Origin of the sequence: Roseivirga thermotolerans, assembly GCF_014653175.1 — a bacterium.
Taxonomy (GTDB): domain Bacteria; phylum Bacteroidota; class Bacteroidia; order Cytophagales; family Cyclobacteriaceae; genus Roseivirga; species Roseivirga thermotolerans.
Window position 1 is genome coordinate 551,347 of the sequence record NZ_BNAG01000004.1, and the last position, 16,309, is coordinate 567,655.

Annotated in this window: 17 protein-coding genes; 11 read left to right on the forward strand and 6 right to left on the reverse strand. The window is 42.7% G+C overall.

What is annotated here, in order from left to right; all coding sequences use genetic code 11:
• Window position 1: 1 nt before the first annotated feature.
• Window positions 2-1,162 carry a class I SAM-dependent rRNA methyltransferase gene (locus tag IE164_RS16130; RefSeq protein WP_189631284.1) on the reverse strand — a complete coding sequence of 387 codons (1,161 nt, stop codon included), beginning with the start codon at window positions 1,160-1,162 and terminating at the stop codon, window positions 2-4.
• A gap of 187 nt (window positions 1,163-1,349) precedes the next feature.
• Between IE164_RS16130 and IE164_RS16135 the strand changes: the two genes are divergently transcribed.
• The 9 genes from IE164_RS16135 (at window position 1,350) to IE164_RS16175 (ending at window position 9,638) form a co-directional block, all read left to right on the forward strand.
• Window positions 1,350-2,504 (forward strand): sensor histidine kinase, encoded by a 1,155-nt coding sequence (locus tag IE164_RS16135; RefSeq protein ID WP_189631285.1) that lies wholly within the window; start codon window positions 1,350-1,352, stop codon window positions 2,502-2,504.
• Window positions 2,501-3,196 carry a LytR/AlgR family response regulator transcription factor gene (locus tag IE164_RS16140; RefSeq protein WP_189631286.1) on the forward strand — a complete coding sequence of 232 codons (696 nt, stop codon included), beginning with the start codon at window positions 2,501-2,503 and terminating at the stop codon, window positions 3,194-3,196. Before IE164_RS16135 ends, IE164_RS16140 begins: the two co-directional genes overlap by 4 nt.
• Before the next feature lie 75 nt (window positions 3,197-3,271).
• On the forward strand, window positions 3,272-4,378 hold the full coding sequence (locus IE164_RS16145) for a pyridoxal phosphate-dependent aminotransferase (protein WP_189631287.1): 1,107 nt from the start codon (window positions 3,272-3,274) through the stop codon (window positions 4,376-4,378).
• A gap of 26 nt (window positions 4,379-4,404) precedes the next feature.
• Window positions 4,405-4,833, forward strand: coding sequence for a nuclear transport factor 2 family protein (locus IE164_RS16150; RefSeq protein WP_189631288.1), 429 nt, complete (start codon window positions 4,405-4,407; stop codon window positions 4,831-4,833).
• A 412-nt stretch (window positions 4,834-5,245) separates the two neighbouring features.
• Window positions 5,246-6,436, forward strand: coding sequence for an FAD-dependent oxidoreductase (locus IE164_RS16155; RefSeq protein WP_189631289.1), 1,191 nt, complete (start codon window positions 5,246-5,248; stop codon window positions 6,434-6,436).
• Window positions 6,437-6,457: 21 nt separating this feature from the next.
• Entirely contained in the window at window positions 6,458-8,209 is a 1,752-nt protein-coding gene (locus IE164_RS16160) for a flavin monoamine oxidase family protein (RefSeq protein ID WP_189631290.1), read from the forward strand.
• 296 nt (window positions 8,210-8,505) lie between these two features.
• On the forward strand, window positions 8,506-8,700 hold the full coding sequence (locus IE164_RS16165) for a cold-shock protein (RefSeq protein ID WP_189631291.1): 195 nt from the start codon (window positions 8,506-8,508) through the stop codon (window positions 8,698-8,700).
• Window positions 8,701-8,787: 87 nt separating this feature from the next.
• Window positions 8,788-9,240 (forward strand): cold-shock protein, encoded by a 453-nt coding sequence (locus IE164_RS16170; protein WP_189631292.1) that lies wholly within the window; start codon window positions 8,788-8,790, stop codon window positions 9,238-9,240.
• A gap of 146 nt (window positions 9,241-9,386) precedes the next feature.
• The gene (locus tag IE164_RS16175) at window positions 9,387-9,638 is read left to right on the forward strand and encodes a hypothetical protein (protein WP_189631293.1); all 252 of its coding nucleotides are present in this window, start codon (window positions 9,387-9,389) and stop codon (window positions 9,636-9,638) included.
• Window positions 9,639-9,648: 10 nt separating this feature from the next.
• Here the strand turns inward: IE164_RS16175 and IE164_RS16180 are convergent, their stop codons facing one another.
• The 5 genes from IE164_RS16180 to greB form a co-directional block, all read right to left on the reverse strand.
• Window positions 9,649-10,074 carry a hypothetical protein gene (locus tag IE164_RS16180; protein ID WP_189631294.1) on the reverse strand — a complete coding sequence of 142 codons (426 nt, stop codon included), beginning with the start codon at window positions 10,072-10,074 and terminating at the stop codon, window positions 9,649-9,651.
• Between the two features lie 19 nt (window positions 10,075-10,093).
• Complete coding sequence (locus IE164_RS16185; RefSeq protein ID WP_189631295.1) at window positions 10,094-10,771, reverse strand: hypothetical protein; 678 nt, start codon at window positions 10,769-10,771, stop codon at window positions 10,094-10,096.
• Complete coding sequence (locus tag IE164_RS16190) at window positions 10,768-11,286, reverse strand: RNA polymerase sigma factor (RefSeq protein WP_189631296.1); 519 nt, start codon at window positions 11,284-11,286, stop codon at window positions 10,768-10,770. Before IE164_RS16190 ends, IE164_RS16185 begins: the two co-directional genes overlap by 4 nt.
• 11 nt (window positions 11,287-11,297) lie before the next feature.
• Window positions 11,298-12,365, reverse strand: coding sequence for an alpha/beta hydrolase (locus IE164_RS16195; RefSeq protein WP_189631297.1), 1,068 nt, complete (start codon window positions 12,363-12,365; stop codon window positions 11,298-11,300).
• Between the two features lie 472 nt (window positions 12,366-12,837).
• Window positions 12,838-13,353 carry a transcription elongation factor GreB gene (greB, locus tag IE164_RS16200; RefSeq protein ID WP_189631298.1) on the reverse strand — a complete coding sequence of 172 codons (516 nt, stop codon included), beginning with the start codon at window positions 13,351-13,353 and terminating at the stop codon, window positions 12,838-12,840.
• A gap of 475 nt (window positions 13,354-13,828) precedes the next feature.
• On the opposite strand from greB, the gene IE164_RS16205 reads away from it, so the two are divergent.
• Window positions 13,829-14,047, forward strand: coding sequence for a helix-turn-helix transcriptional regulator (locus tag IE164_RS16205; protein WP_444544488.1), 219 nt, complete (start codon window positions 13,829-13,831; stop codon window positions 14,045-14,047).
• A complete protein-coding gene (locus tag IE164_RS16210; RefSeq protein WP_189631299.1) occupies window positions 14,044-15,909 on the forward strand; it encodes an ATP-binding protein in 1,866 nt (621 codons plus the stop codon). Before IE164_RS16205 ends, IE164_RS16210 begins: the two co-directional genes overlap by 4 nt.
• Window positions 15,910-16,309 lie beyond the last annotated feature (400 nt).

Here is a 16,309-nt window from a genome sequence, read left to right on the forward strand (position 1 = left end):
CTTATAGTACCTCCAGAATAAGGCCCTTCAGGTATTCACCCTCCGGGTGGGTAAGGCTTACGGGGTGATCGCCTGGTTGCGATAACCGCTCCAGCACTTTTACTTTTCTCCTGGCCTGAATAGCTGCTGCGACCACTGCATTATAGAAAAGATTCTTATCGACCACCTGAGAGCAACTAAATGTGAAAAGAATTCCTCCTGGTTTTATTTGCTCTAAGGCCATAGCATTGAGACGCTGGTAGCCTTTGAGGGCATTATGACGAGCACTTAAGTGCTTAGCAAATGCAGGTGGATCGAGTACAATAACATCGAAATCTTTGCTGTTCTGCTGCAGGTATTCAAAGGTATCAATGGCCAGACACGGGTGTTGTTCTGGCGAGTAGCCGTTATTCAGTAAGTTGACTTTAGTTAACTCAATGGCTGGCTTGGAAACATCTACTGACACTACACGTTCGGCTCCGGCCGCCAAGGCACACAGGGAAAATCCTCCGTTATAGCAAAAGGTATTCAACACTTTCTTGCCTGAGCTGTATTGAGCCAGCTTCTTTCGGTTTTCCCGCTGATCGACAAAAAAGCCTGTTTTTTGACCGTTCAATAGATCGAGGCTATAAGAAAGCCCCCATTCTTTGGCCGTATACACTGTGCTTGCTTCACCATAAAGAACTTCGGCTTGTGTAGAATTGGTGGCACTGGGGTGCTTCAAAATAATACATTCCAATTCGTTACCCAACACTTCTTTCAATGCCGTGGCTATATTTTTGGCCTGCAGGAACATACCATGGGAATGAGGTTGTATAACAGCTGTTTTAGCATATACATCAATCACCAAGCCTGTGAGTAAGTCGCCTTCTCCATGCACCAGTCTATACATATTGGTATCGGCATTGGGCAATCCCAAGCGCTGACGGGTCTCCAGAGCTGATTGCAGCGATTTTTGCCAAAAAGCCTCATCAATTGGCTGGTCTTCGAAAGAAATGATGCGTATGGCTATGGAAGCATTCTGATAATGGCCAATCCCAAGAAACTGGCCTTTGTGAGACTGCACACGAACCAATTCTCCGTTGTGCAGACTTTCTTTCAGGTTTAATGCCCCACTAAACACCCAAGGGTGTCCGCGAAACAATGATTTTTCTTTACCGGGCTTTAAGGCTATGGTCTTCAATTTTTTGGCTTTTCACTAACTGCCCGCAAGTTTACATATTCTTGCAACAACCTGTAGGCAATTGACTGCCGATCTACTACTTTAAAAAGATGGGGGAGCCGGGTACACTAGCTTTTCTATGGTTATATTTTCTTTTGGCAGGTAAGGCAAATCATCATATAAAGCATCGGTTTCGTTACTTTTGATTATGCTTGGCTTGAATTTCCATGAAACCTTTCTGGTGCTCACTTCGGTGCTGGCCTGCGCGGTGCTGTTCAACCTAACGCTCTATTTTGGCTATAGAAGACAAATCACCTATTTGTTTTTTGCGGCTTATTGCGCCTTTCATATGCTTAAAGTGGGGTTGAAGACTTTACCACCGGAAGAACTGTTGATTCTTGGGTTAAAAGCCTCAGACTGCATTTACATAAGTGTCATATTAGGTCTCTTTAGCTTAAACTTGTTCTTAGGCTATTATCATAGGCTAAGTAACCTTAGGTGGTGGGCATTGGGTTTTCTGTCCTTTTCGGCCATAGCTTATGGTTGGTTGAGCGAGGACTTATTTCTTGTGGCCGGTATTGTTATTGCCATTTTGCAAACAGCCCGGTACACGAAGAAAGAACCTTCATCTATACTTTTTCTACTCGGACTCATAATGCTTTTGGCCTTTACCTTACTGGCGTTGGCCAACCTTGTGCCTTTTGGCTACTTTATTGGTACTATAGTAATGGTGTTAATGATGATGGCCGCCAGCGGAATGCGACTTTCCAAACAGACGCTCGATTATCAAATGGCGCAGCGTAAATCGGTCGAGTTGGAAAACCATCTGTTGCGAAAAAGTATTCAGCCACATTTTATTCTCAATTCCCTTACCTCATTGCAGGAGCTGATCGAAAGTCATCCTCAGAAAGCCGGTGAATTCGTTCAACATTTATCGGAAGAATTCAGCTTCTTTTCAAAGCTAAGTCAACAGCGCATGGTGAGTGTACAGGAAGAGCTGCAACTTATTGAGGCTCATTTGGGCATTATGTCTACACGCCTCAACAAAGTGTTTCGCACACGCATTGAAAACATTTCAGTAGAAGATGAATTGCCTCCGGGCATACTACTTACTCTGGTAGAAAATGGAATTACACATGGCTATAGCAGTAAGCAGGAGGGACTTTTCGTAATTCGAAAAGAAGAAAATGAGGGCTCTATTGACTTTGTGGTACATAATGACGGAGAGGCTCCTGAGAGCGTGAGAGAAGGTCTGGGCCTGCAGTATGTGCGATCAAGGCTCGCAGAGGTATATAAGCGATTTGAGCTCAAACACGAGTGGAACAATTTTGGATTTTCAACCCGAATAAGCCTGCCTAAATGACGGAAGTACTGATTATAGAAGATGAACACCTGGTCTTTCAGCGGCTGGCACGCTTCGTTCGCCTGGCTTTTTGCGACCGGTTGGTATTGCACCATGCCGATTCGCTTGAAACCGCCCACGAGCTATTGGAAGAACACCCGATTGAACTTACATTTTTAGACCTGAGCCTGCATGGAAAAGATGGATTTAAGGTATTGGATTTCTTTTTAGCACAACCTTTTAAAACCATTGTTGTATCGGCCTACACCGACAGGGCCATTGAAGCCTTCGAACATGGAGTGCTCGATTTTGTGGGCAAACCATTTACCCAAGACCGTATTGCCAAGGCAGTAGAGCGGTTTCGCCTATCTAAGGGCACTGATACTCATTTGCAACGGTTGGCGGTAAAAATGAGGGGAGATATCACCCTGGTGCCCATAAGCGACATTCAATTTATTCAGGCTTCAGGTATTTACTCGGAATTACATACTTCTAACAAAACCTATGTCTACGACAAACCGCTCAACCACTTACTCAAACTGCTTCCTAATCAGTTTATGAGAGTGCATCGGTCGTTTGCAGTAAATTTTTCTCTGGTTACGGATATAGTGCGGGTAAAACATAACCTCTATCATTTGCAGCTAAGTACCGGTAAAACCGTTCCTGTGAGCCGCCAAATGCGGCAACAGATCAGGCAACGGCTAATGGCATAGAACCCTCTGAAAGTAAATAGTACTGACGAGAAAGATAAACGAATACGCTTCGCAGGAATTAGTCAACTTAAGTCCATGACGCGTATTCAACAATCAATTAACCGTAGAGACTGGCTTGGAACGGCCCTTACAATGGGAGGGAGTCTGTTGCTATCTCCGTACCTCTCCAAAGAATTTTTAAGGCAAAATGATGCGGAAACAGTCATTAAACTTAATGCCAACGAAAACCCCTATGGACCACCGAAAAGCGTCTTAGATTCCATCCGTCATTTTGATGGTGAGCTATTTCGTTATCAGGGAATATATGCCAATAATCTACGTGAGCAACTGGCATCTTTTCATGGGCTGGAAAGTCAAATGATAATGCTTGGGGCCGGTAGTTCGGTTTTACTGCAACTGCTGGGACATTATGTGCAGCAGAAAAGCGCTACCCTGCATTATTGCAGCCCAACCTTCAACATCTTGCCTGACACGCTAAAGAAAGCAGGAGGGAAGCCAAACTCCTTACCACTCACTAAGGACTATAAGTTCGACCTTGCTGCATTGAAAGAAGCAGATGAAACCCCGGGAGCCATTTATCTGGTGAACCCGAACAACCCCACAGGTACCTTTTATGAACGGACTGAAATGGAGCTTTTTTGTAAAAGCATTAACTCAAAAACCCTGATTATACTCGATGAAGCATACATTGAGTATGCCGGTGACGGGCAGTCTTTGGTGGGGCTTCTCAAGCAAATGCCCAACCTTATTATAGTGAGAACTTTTAGTAAAATCTATGGTATGGCCGGGCTTAGAATGGGGTATTTAATGGCTTCAGCTGCCATTATCAGGCAATTGCAACAACTTGTTCCCTGGCCCAACCACGACTTGAGTACTCTTTCCCTTGTGGCAGCCGGTAATGCACTACAGTCTAGCAGCTTTGTACAAACCACGCGAACCACAAATGCCCGGGTTATGCAATCCACCATAAAAGCACTGGAATCGCTTGGCTACCGTTGTAGCCCTTCGGTAGCCAACTTTGTCTACTTCAATACAAAGGGCAGGAATTTGCGTGCAGCGTTAGAAGGCTATGGGGTGCAAATAGGCCAGCTCGATTATGAAAACCAAACCTATGCAAGGGTCACGGTTGGTAAAGAACAAGAGATGGAAAGGTTTGTTCAATGTCTCCAAAAGCTCAATTAATAACACTTAATTAAAAATCAAAAATCATGAACATTAGTAAAATTCTGGTTTGCCTTATTGGGCTTACCATCAGTAGCTTATCGACACAGGCTCAATCGCAAAAGCAGGAAGTAGACCAGATTACCACCACGCTTAATTATTACCTGGAAGGTGGCACAAACAACGACTACGCTACTTTGGCCAAAGCTTTTCATCCGGAGGCCATGATGCAGTCAGTTGGGGGCAACGGACACCAAAATGTAAATGTGCTGGAGTTCTTTAAGAAAGGCATGAAGCCGGGCCCCAGGCAAAACCGAACAACCCGCATTGTTTCTGTCGATGTGCAAGGCAATGCTGCGCAGGCAAAGCTTACCATTACTTATGAAGGCTTTCGCTTTATCGACTACATGACTTTGTTGAAGGTAGACGGGAAATGGCTGATTGTAAGCAAGGTTTTCTATAAAGAAGATCTATAAACAATACTTATATTCAAGTATAACGGGTCAAGAGTCAGGTTGATTTTTGGCCAAAAGAGATGGGAAGAAATCCCTTTCACCTAAGGTTAACTACCCACTAAAAGCCTGTGTGGCTGTGCGTTTTTCTGCAAATTCTGTGTAGATTTCAGAAATAATAAACACCACATCATGATCTCCACATACAAGCTCTTTTGCTTTAAAGCATTAATCAGCACAGCTTTATTAAATAAGTGCAATCTAAAGAACGGTTCCCTGTTTTATGGTCGAACCGTTTTTTTATAGCTGTTTGTCTGTGCCTATGGTCTGTTCATTTAGGCAAGAAAGCACGTCTATCAGATCTTATATTGCATATTATAATCAATTGACTTACTGATACTTAAAAACACACACATAAACAAACACCACACACATTATGAGCATTGAAAAATACGAAGTTATTGTAATTGGAGGCGGGGCTATGGGCCTGGCTTCAGCCTATTACCTTGGCAAACGCAAGGTGAAGTCGCTTGTCTTAGAACAGTATGAATTTCTAAACCAGCAAGGAAGTTCGGCTGGGGTATCCCGGCAATTCAGAATTCCATATCCTCAAGAATATATGGTGCAAATGGCTCTGGATTCCATGCCTTATTGGGATGAGCTACAATCACATGCCCAATCGGTATTACTGGATAAGGTAGGAACCCTGTGGTTTGGGGACCCAACCGTACAATCGACCGAGGGCAATATCAACGAAGCGAAAAAGGCGATGGACGCTCTTAATGTACCGTATGAATCGCTTACAAGCAGTCAGATTGAATCGCAATATCAGTTTAAGAACTTGCCTGATTCTTACGAGGGTATATTTCAGGCCGATGGTGCCAGCATAGATTTTAGAGCAACTATCGAAACTTTATTGGAGCAGTGCCACAATAACTCATACATAAGCCTGAAACAGCAATCGCCAGTAATTCATATTCAACCGGAGGGAAGCGGCTTTATGGTTTCTACCCCAACGGCTAAGTTTTTGACCGAAAAACTGATACTAACTCCAGGTCCGTTTGTGAACGATGTCATTAACCTGCTCAATTTTAGCATAGAAGCCACTTATTGGAATATGGCCTCGGCCTACTTTAAAAAAACCGAAAACAGTATACAGTATCCTACCTGGTTTGTTTTTCAGAACCCCGAAGGCACTAATGGCAATCAGTTTTACGGGTTTCCGGAAGTATACTGGGATAACCCCGAATACATACGAGTAGCTCCTGATTTTGTAATGCAACCCCTGGACGACCCTTCCCAACGCACATTTATACCCAATCCACAAGAGTTGGCCTATACTTCTCAATGGGTGAAAGACCATATGACCGGTCTGGCTCCTGAACCGCTTTTTACTTCTACTTGTCTGGTGGCCCTGAGCAAAATACCGAACAAGGAACTCATTATAGATTTTGCACCAAATTATGTAGATAACTATAAGAATGTGGTGATTTATGCCACCGGCTGGGCGGCAAAGTTTACGCCATACTTAGGAAAAATTCTGGTAGACCTAAGTCTCGATGGCCATACTTCAATCGATTTAAGTCCTTTTAAAATGGGCGACCAATTCTTCAAAGCATTAAAGTAACATACAAAACAACTTTACATTATGAACAAAAACACACCACTCAACTCCGGTTTTAAAGACGGACTTCAGGTTGAAGTTGCCATAGTAGGAGCCGGAACCTCAGGCCTCTACAGTGCCTACCGTCTGTTGGACGAAAAGAAATACAACGGAAGCCAGGTACAAATATTCGACATGAACACCAAGCTGGGAGGAAGGCTGGAGTCGGTTATTATGCCGGGTATGAATTTTTGGGGCGAACTAGGAGGCATGAGATACCTTACTTCGCAAGAAATAGTGACTACACTCATAGAAGGTTACCCACTCTCTGAGCCGGATCTGAACAAACGAACTTCGGTACTTAAGGATAAAATGACACCGGTGCCGTTTCCTATGGGCAATACTTCCAAGCTACTTATGTATTTACGAAAAGAGCATTTTAAGCAAGATGCATGGGAGGTGGCCCAAAAGCAGAATAAAAAACTTACTACCCGTTACTTCCTTAACCAGGACGATATTGGCTACAGTGCCGATCAGCTCTTTAATAAAATCATTTACGATGTATTAATGGCCGACCCGTGGTTCAAAACCAACTATGGAAGTAAAGTAAGTCATGAGGCCGGCAGCTACGACTACACATTTATGCTTACCAGTCGGGATTGGGACGAGGTAAAACCCATGCTCACCTATAACTTCCCGGGCTCGCCTTATCATGCCCGAAAAGTAAACGACATAGGTTTTTGGAACCTCATTAAAGACCAGGTATCACAAGAAGGATATCTGTTTTTGGCCAATGCCGGAGGCTACTATTCCAACACCATCAACTGGAACTCTGCCGAGGCATTTCCCTATATGGTTGGAGATTTTTCGCAAAACCCAACCTATAAAACCATTGAAGAGGGTTACGACAGTATTGCCTACGCCCTGGCCAATCAGTATATGGAATACTCCGGAGCCTGCATTTGGAGCGAAAACCAACTTCTTGACTTTGGTAAAAACGATGAGCAGTCCAAGGGCAGGTACCAGCTGACCTTCCTGAATTTAAAGAGTAATGAAAAATGGCAGGTATATGCCAACTCCATTATTCTGGCTATGCCCAGAAAGTCGTTGGAGCTGCTCAATCAGCAAAACTTCTTCTTTAGCGATGACAGTGTAAACAACAACATGCGATCGGTGATTAAAGAGCCTTCTTTTAAGATTCTAATGGGCTTTGAACGGCCCTGGTGGAAGGAGTTGGGTATCGATTCGGGGCATTCCATTACCGATCTGCCAATGCGACAGTGTTACTACTTCGGTACCGATCCCAACAACCAGCACTCTATGCTATTGGGAAGCTATGGCGACATGGAAACCGAAACTTTCTGGAAGGCCCTTTCAGACGATGAGCTGTTGTTTGAAGTAAAATCTACCCAGTCGGTTGGAGCCGAAGAAGTAAAGAGTCTCAACGATGTACAGGCCAGCCAGTTTATGGTGAACGAGCTAATGAATCAGCTGAGAGAGTTGCACGGTGACAGCGTAGAAATTCCCGATCCGTACATTACCTATTTCAAAGACTGGACAGACGATCCCTTCGGGGCGGGCTACCACGCCTGGAAAGCCGGTTTTAAAGTGAACCGTGTAATGCCCTACATGCGCAAACCCATTTCGGGCGAAAACATTCATATTTGCGGAGAAGCATACTCCGATCAGCAAGGTTGGGTAGAAGGTGCATTTTGCGTGGCCGAAAATATGCTGCAAGAACACTTTGGATTAGGCTGGCCATACTGGCTCGACAAAGACTATTATTTGGGCTGGTAGAACAATCAGACCGGGGTTGCCTGTGCAAATCTTGCCTGTGGGGCAGTTTGCATGGGCGGCCTTCAGTTAAATTATCTTGTATTTTGATGGCAGAATAGGAAATGCCATTAATTAACCCCACCTTTGCCATAAGAAATAGCAGGAGTAGCTTTTCTTTATTTAATCCCACCTGATTCAATAAAAATTTTGCCCCACTTATTTCTTGATTAAAATGCCTGAAAGGGCAAGCCTTGGGTTGTACGTCTAAACCATTTAGTACAGCTCCGGGAAATAGTAATTCATTAATGTTTAATACAATGCAAAAAGGAACAGTTAAATTTTTCAACTTCTCTAAAGGTTTTGGCTTTATTGTGCCTGCCGATGGAGGAAACGACATTTTCGTTCACCAGTCAGGTCTTACTGAAGACATCCGTGAGAATGACGAGGTAGAATTCGAAACTGAGCGCGGTAAGAAAGGTATCAATGCCGTGAAAGTAAGAGTAGTAGCTTAAGCACTAAACTTTATACCACTCGATGGTGTACCTGTGATGGGCTATCGAGTGGTTTTCAATACTTTATATTCATTTCTAAACTAATTTATGGCCCGATCACAAACCACATTCAACAAAAAAGAAAGAGAAAAAAAGAAACTTCAGAAGAAGAAAGAAAAGCAGGCAAGACGCGAAGAACGCAAAGCCAATTCTTCTGATGGTAGTCTGGATAGCATGATGGCTTATCTGGACGAAAATGGAAACATTACAGACACCCCACCAGATCCGAACGCAAAACCAAACAAGGTAAAGGCTTCGGATATTGAAATAGGTATTCCTAAAAAGGAAAAAGAAGACCTGACTGCCGAACGCAGAGGTCGTGTAGCCTTTTTTAATCATGCCAAAGGCTACGGATTCATCGATCAGGATGGAACCAAAACCCGCTACTTTGTACACATCAATAGCACCAAAGAAACCATTCAGGAAGGCGACAAAGTAAGCTTTGAGGTAGAACAAGGTCCTAAAGGACTGGTAGCCGTTCAGGTGAAAGTACTTCGCTAAACCCTACTGATTTGCCGATACTTGCAGGGTTGGGATTTTTCCGACCCTTTTTTAATGCAATTGGTTTTTGGTTCATAATTCATTGTTCATGGTTTATGACCTTCCCGAAACACAATGGCTTAAGACTTGTTATACCTAAAAAACGTATGACCCGGCAAGAAGCACAATCGGCCATAGATGCCATACCTCTGGGAGCAACTCTGGAGCTTGTTAAAACCAACGGAGATATTATTCAGGTAAAACTGATGAGTAAGGACCTTAGCGCCATTGAAGCCAAAGACTATGGAGCTGTTACGGTACCCCAATTGCCTCCGGCACTTACCGTTGTAGGTGGTACCCGATTCGGCAAATACAGAATAGAACTATCGGAATTGGTGAGCATTGCCAGGGTTGGCTAAAGCATTTCGCTCAACCTGAGGTCTGAGTTTTTATAGCACTTTTCTTTAAAAAGCCCTTTATATAGCTTGTATAAAAGTGCCCCCAGGGAATAACTATCAGCTCAACCAGTATTGCAACCCTCCAGGATAGAAAAAGCTCCTCACCGGCAGGCTTACCACTCGTGTACAAAGGGTAATAAACACCCACTACCCAAATAAGTTTATATAAGAACTGAAGCACCATAAGCGGAAGCAGTTTATATGGATACCTAATGCCAAGCAACATGAGTAGGGCATAAGCAGCCCAAACACTGTATGTGACTCCATAGATCGGATCCCAGGTGCCTTCGGGCATAAGAATTTCCCTCCATGCCTGAAAACCAACACTTACGGCCGTAGCCAGATAAATAAACTGCAGTAAATAGGTTCTGATTTTATTGAGTCTTTGAGAATACATGCTCTGTCGATGGTTGATGTCAGGATTCGTTGTTTTCAAACGTTTCGAGTTCCTGAAGATGATTAAGTACTTTGTTTAAAGAAAAATTGATAGATAAATCTGTAAGAAATGACTGTTTGGCGAGCTTTTGCCACATGACACCATTGCCCGGTTTGTCATACTTGCTTAGCAACCAGTGGGCGAAAGGAAACCAGCTCACCAACAAGAACACATGAGCCCATACCGTGAGAGGACTCTTCTGCCAGGTATTTACAAGAGCATTGGCAATATCCCATTCAAAAAGGGTGATAATCAATGACCAGAAATAGACTATACAACTGTAGAAAATTAGCCGATTGTGCCGAATTCTTTCCAGCTTTAGCCTTTCAATCTTCTTCTGATACTTTGCTATGGGCAAAGCCACATTTAGGCTATACATACCCTGGAGTTGTTTTATGTTGAGGTACGCAACCCAACCACTAAGCAGCCATAAAAGTACTGCACCCATAACAACCGCTATAACCTGTTTGTGACTCCATAAAACCATGGTTGACCACCCCAGCATTACCAGGTTATAGAACAAAAAGAGCCATGTATTCAACTTGGTTCGGTCGATTACCCGTTCGGCCTTTTGATGCTTTACTTCCTTAAAAATCCTTAGCACCAGGTCATCAGAATTCTGGGCTTTCCATGCACTATGCAATTTATCTTCTATCATAACCCTCTTTCTTCACGTTCAAATTGTTGCTTCAATACCTTCTTTATCCTAGAAATCTTTGTTGCCACATTAGTTTTACTAATACCCAATGCAGCAGCCATATCGTCATAAGTCTGTTCATCCAAATAGAGTAACATTAATGCCCGATCTAGCGGACGCAGGCGCCCAATGAACCTGTAGAGAAGCTTGTGGACTTCCTCAGTCCGGTCCAGTTCTTCAGCTTCAATTAACTCTAATTCAACCTCTTCAATGGCTCTATACATTTGCACCCGTTTGCTGTGTTTTCGGTAAAAGGAGATGGATACATTAAGAGCAATGGTATATACCCAGGTAGAGAGTTTATACTTTGGGTTATAGTTAGGCCACGATTTCCAAAGGTTATAGCTTACTTCCTGAATGAGGTCGTCTCTATCGTTCTCTGTGTTGGAGTAGGCGTTGGCCACTTTTATAACAATGCCTTTGTGCTGCTCCAAAAGTTGGAAAAACTGTTTTTCGCTATGGTTAAATGCTTTCACTAAAAAATACTCTATTGAAAGTGCCGATTAAACCAGGAAGAAACAATGCTCATGGCTTTTTTGCTGTGGCGTATACCTCCATGTGAAAGCCCTTCTAACACTACTGCCTCACCATTGCTAAATTCTGAAACAGCAACCGGGTAAGCCGAAGCCCGGAATACTTCGTCTTTACCTCCCGCTAAAACCAGCAGAGGTTGGTTTACAGCCCTTAAGCCCTCACGGTAATCATTGGGAGCCATGCTTTCAAATGCCCTGTAGGTATAATGACGAAAGGGGAACTGCTCCGGCAGATTAAAATATAGCACCGGCAAACTATCATATCGATGTTCTTGGAGCAGGTTCAGTATTTTTATTCCCAGAATCCTCCGAGAATGTGCTTTTAGCATTTGAGAATTATCGGGGGTGTCAGAAGATGGCACAGAAGTAGGGGAGTTTTCACCAAAAAGAGGGGCAAATAAAACATAGCCGCCTACTTCGGGTACGTTCTTCTTCATGGCATAGCGAAGAGCTATTCCACCGCCCATGGAATGTCCTGCCAGAATAATCTTGCGACTTGGTTTTTGCTTCATTAAAAAGGCCACTACATCGGCCAGGTCGTCCACATACTGATCCACATAACTCACATCTCCTTTAATACCTTCGGAATTGCCATGGCCTCTAAAATCCAGGGCTATTACCTCAGCACCGGTGGCCTCACGCAACAGGCCTGCCGTTTTGTTGTACAGATAACCCGTAGAAAGAGCCGCATGGAGTAATAGAAAGGTGTAGTTACTTTCTGAGGTATAATGATAGGCCTGCAGCTTGTTTCCATCCCTCATGGTCATTTGAATCAGGTGATTGGCATATACCTGTTCAAAGCCAATGTCTTCCAACTCTTCTAAGGTTGGGGTAGAACTTTGAAAAGGGGAAAACTCCGGTGCTTCAGAGTGTATCAAACTAAGGGCCTGTTGAACAATGATATCCAAAGCCCCGGCCGTTTGAAGAGAGTCTCTCGCTTGTTGAGCATTGCCATTGCTCGCCAACATCAGCCAAGTGATACAGATCCCAATTAGCCCACGTGCTTTTGTTCTTCTTAACATTTTTCCTGAGTGATTTTTTTCATAACCCTTTACTCAATTATTCGCAGCAAGGGCCTGAAAATCACACCGAAAAGTATAAAACGAACAAGTCCGCTCAATCAACAATATCTAATTAACTCATAATCAACACTTCAAGTGAAGTGGGGTCGATGTCAAGGTCAGTCCTTTCTTAACATGGGTAAAGCCTTAAATCACGGGAGGTGCTCTATAAATTAAGGCTTTATTGAGCCGCGTACACTTTCCATTCAGAACCAGCAGTCGACCTCTCGGCCCTTTCGCCATAGTTCAAATAATAGATTTCATTTAATGAGGGGTCTAACTTTACTAGCTCGTTCAAGCAAATACAGATAAAAGACCAATAACCCGTGGGCAAAAAAGAGATTCCGGATATCCGCTGCGCTACTTCCGGAATGACGTACTGATGGTGAGCTGGGCCACTATTTGATGATGTACAGTTCCTAAATGAATTATCCTACTTCTCGTACTCGATACTCATGATTTTCCAAACAAAATCACCCAATTTGGTCGTAACAATGGCTTCGTCACCTACTTGTTTACCAAGTAATGCTTTGGCCATGGGGGAGTCCATAGAGATATAATTTTTATTGCCAATAAGCTCTTCATAACCTACAATCCGGAAGCGATTACGGAGGCCTTTTGCTTCGTTTTTGATTTCTACCCAGGCACCAAAATTTACTTTTCCTTCCTGGTTGGGGTGGTAGTTTATGACTTTAAAGTCATCGATACACTTCCTTAAATAACGAAGACGACTATCAATTTCTCTTAGCCGCTTTTTGTTGTAGTGGTAATCGGCATTTTCTGAACGGTCTCCCAGGCTGGCTGCCCACGACACCTTAGCGGTAACGTCCGGGCGTTCCACGCGCCACAAATGATCATGTTCTTCCCTTAATTTTTGCATGCCTTCGGGAGTAATCATTTGCGAGCGATTGAGTTTTGGTAGCGTTGATTCAGGGATTTTTCGCCTCATGGTCAATGAGCAGGTTTTGACTTTTAGCAAAATAAGCGAATGATCAGCAGTTTGTTGGTGCCAAATACATGAAAATAGGGCAATATGTTGCCTGAAACTTTCAGCAGGTATTTGCAGAGTAATCGTGGATCACTCATAATCATCATTCCTTTGACATAAAACCTGACGTTATTGTACTAGAGTCGATAACTGATTTTATATTAAATGCATGGCACTGCGGGAATTGCTGGGTTTGTTATATAATGTCCTGCGTTATATTAATATAGCTTAGGGATTGAGGGGAGGCCCTTTTTCATCCTTTGGAGCAGTCATGAGCACTCTTTTGACCTCTTTGGCGAGAGGGAGGGAAGTGGGAATGGCAAATGTGTGCGGATAGATAAGTATAAATCCGAACGCACCGACTCCCAAATAAACATCTCAAATTTTAAGATAAATATCACAATGTAGCTATCTTCCACTTTGGTTAATTCGATAGATGATGAATCGAATAAAAGTGGTACTTGAAGAAAAGGGAATTAAGCAAACTTGGCTGGCAGAAAAGCTTGGTAAAAGCTATAATATGACTAACTCATATGTGCAGAACAGGAGCCAGCCTAGCATAGAACTTTTGTTTAGGATTGCGGAAATACTTGATGTGAACCCTAAAGACCTGTTGGCGGAGAGAAACGAAGCAAAATCGAATAGAAACAAATGAAAATAAACCTCAAGCAAGCTGTAAAGTACTTTTTCACCAATCCATCGCTTGAATTGGTCTATGTAGAAGCAGTTGCCAATTCAATTGATGCAGGGGCCACGAAGATTGATATTGAAATATCCATTGAAGAACTCAGTAAGCCGGAGACTTTGCGTATTGTAATTCGCGATAATGGCGAGGGTTTCACTGATCACCGATTCAACAAGTTTGCTGAGTTAATGAAAGTGGAAGATGATAGTCATAAAGGCTTAGGTCGATTAGTTTTTCTGTCGTATTTCGATAAAGTTGATATCACCAGTTATTTTGGCAAACGAAAGCGGGTATTTCAGTACTCGACAGGTTTTGAAGAATCACAAATGTCTGTCCAAGACATTTCTGGTAAAAAGCAAGAAACTGAGCTTATATTCACGGCATATCATCTTAAAAAGATTGCTACGCATGATTATTTAAGACCTGGTTACCTCAAAAAGCGGCTGCTGGAGAACTTTTATCCAATTCTCTACTTAATGAAACAAAATGGTCAGCAGTTGGAAATCAATATTCGATTAACACTAAACCAAGAAGACGCCAGAGTTCAATTAGCATCAGAAAAGAAGACCATCTCCATTAATGAAATAGAAGACCTTAAAATTGAATCAATTGATGCTTCTGAGCTGGCAATGTTCGAGAATATGGAACTGCACTATTCTATAAAGGAGAAAGCAGGTGAAAAGACCATTATAACAGCACTGTGTATTGATGGCAGGACGAAAAACATGGATATTATCTCAGATGAAAACATACCATTTGGTTATGAAATGATTTTCCTCTTAAGTTCCTCATTTTTTGATGGCAAAGTGAGCGGCTCAAGAGATGAATTGAAATTGAATGAAAAAGAAAAGAGCATAGTCAAGAGGATTTTTCGAAAGAAAGTTTCAGAAGTTCTAAAGAGGGAAATTCCGGTTATTGCAGAAAGCAATAAAAAAACCAAAGAGTCATTAGCAAATACATATCCGCACCTCCTGGGGTATTTCGACAAAGAAACCATTGGCTTCGTGAAACGCGAAGAGTCCATTGAAAAAGCTCAAAAGAGGTTCTTTAGGGACCAAAAGGAGGTTCTGGAGGCTGTCTCATTAACTGACGATAAATACGAGAAGTCACTTGAACTATCTTCAAGAGCTCTCACGGAGTATATTCTTTATCGGCAGCTGACTATTGACAAACTGAAGAAGATTGACCGGAACAATAGTGAAGCTGACATTCATAACCTTATTGTCCCCATGGGTAAAACTTACAGCCAATCAACCTTCATGAAAGATCTGTATAACAATAACGCTTGGCTGTTAGATGATAAATACATGACCTACAAAACGGTTCTTAGTGACAAGGTCATGAGTGAAGTGGTCAAAAAGATCACTGAGGATGACACGGAAAAGGATAACTCTGAACCTGATATTACACTTATCTTTTCTAATGACCCAGAAAAGACCGAGAAAGTCGATGTGGTGGTGGTTGAATTGAAAAAAAGGGGATTAAAGCTTGAAGATAACATTACAGCAATTATACAGCTTGAAAAACGTGCCTTAAAATTGATGCAGTATTATCCTGATAAGATTCAAAGAATTTGGTTCTATGCCATAGTTGAGTTTGATGATGAGCTGAAACTGTACCTTGAGAACAATGGTTATACCTCATTATTCTCTTCCGATACACTATATTATGGAGAGAGGACTTTGAAGCTAAGTTTGACTGCCACAACTCATGTGAATGTTGGGTTTTATATCCTATCGTTGGATGCCTTCATTAACGATGCAGACATAAGAAACTCTACATTTTTGAGGATTTTGAAAGAGCACTTCAATGAAGAAGATCAGCCCCAGTAAGTTTATCTTTTATAAGCTCAATTTGAAAGCAAAAAAAGCTCCCTAAAAAGGGAGCTTAGAAAGGCCGACTTCGAGCCAAAGGAAGCGAACAAAAGATATAAATGCCGCCCAGCCATAAGAACCGAGCCTGAAAGCCACACCGCTAAGAAGCCTCACGCGAAAACGAAGAAGATAAGATAACACATAACTTTGCTTTCTCCTTAGTGCGCATCAAAACCACTCAAATCAAGCCGTTCATTTATAAAAGGGGAGAGGAGAAGCACAAAAAAGGGGCATCAAGGCCCCAATCTTTCAAAACAGCCGCCCACCAAAGCGCATGCTTGCAATATTTATGCATGGCAAGCTTTCTTGCGCAATAGCGATTAGAAGCCAACACCTCAAAAGATTTGAGGCATTCAGG

Bases quoted from the DNA above. Each gene is read 5' to 3' on its own strand.
- IE164_RS16140 (WP_189631286.1), top strand. From the start codon at position 2,501: ATGACGGAAGTACTGATTATAGAAGATGAACACCTGGTCTTTCAGCGG.
- IE164_RS16175 (WP_189631293.1), top strand. From the start codon at position 9,387: ATGACCCGGCAAGAAGCACAATCGGCCATAGATGCCATACCTCTGGGA.
- IE164_RS16210 (WP_189631299.1), top strand. From the start codon at position 14,044: ATGAAAATAAACCTCAAGCAAGCTGTAAAGTACTTTTTCACCAATCCA.
- IE164_RS16145 (WP_189631287.1), top strand. From the start codon at position 3,272: ATGACGCGTATTCAACAATCAATTAACCGTAGAGACTGGCTTGGAACG.
- IE164_RS16170 (WP_189631292.1), top strand. From the start codon at position 8,788: ATGGCCCGATCACAAACCACATTCAACAAAAAAGAAAGAGAAAAAAAG.
- IE164_RS16150 (WP_189631288.1), top strand. From the start codon at position 4,405: ATGAACATTAGTAAAATTCTGGTTTGCCTTATTGGGCTTACCATCAGT.
- IE164_RS16185 (WP_189631295.1), bottom strand. From the start codon at position 10,771: ATGATAGAAGATAAATTGCATAGTGCATGGAAAGCCCAGAATTCTGAT.
- IE164_RS16160 (WP_189631290.1), top strand. From the start codon at position 6,458: ATGAACAAAAACACACCACTCAACTCCGGTTTTAAAGACGGACTTCAG.
- IE164_RS16165 (WP_189631291.1), top strand. From the start codon at position 8,506: ATGCAAAAAGGAACAGTTAAATTTTTCAACTTCTCTAAAGGTTTTGGC.
- IE164_RS16205 (WP_444544488.1), top strand. From the start codon at position 13,829: ATGATGAATCGAATAAAAGTGGTACTTGAAGAAAAGGGAATTAAGCAA.
- IE164_RS16135 (WP_189631285.1), top strand. From the start codon at position 1,350: ATGCTTGGCTTGAATTTCCATGAAACCTTTCTGGTGCTCACTTCGGTG.
- IE164_RS16195 (WP_189631297.1), bottom strand. From the start codon at position 12,365: ATGTTAAGAAGAACAAAAGCACGTGGGCTAATTGGGATCTGTATCACT.
- IE164_RS16180 (WP_189631294.1), bottom strand. From the start codon at position 10,074: ATGTATTCTCAAAGACTCAATAAAATCAGAACCTATTTACTGCAGTTT.
- greB (WP_189631298.1), bottom strand. From the start codon at position 13,353: ATGAGGCGAAAAATCCCTGAATCAACGCTACCAAAACTCAATCGCTCG.
- IE164_RS16155 (WP_189631289.1), top strand. From the start codon at position 5,246: ATGAGCATTGAAAAATACGAAGTTATTGTAATTGGAGGCGGGGCTATG.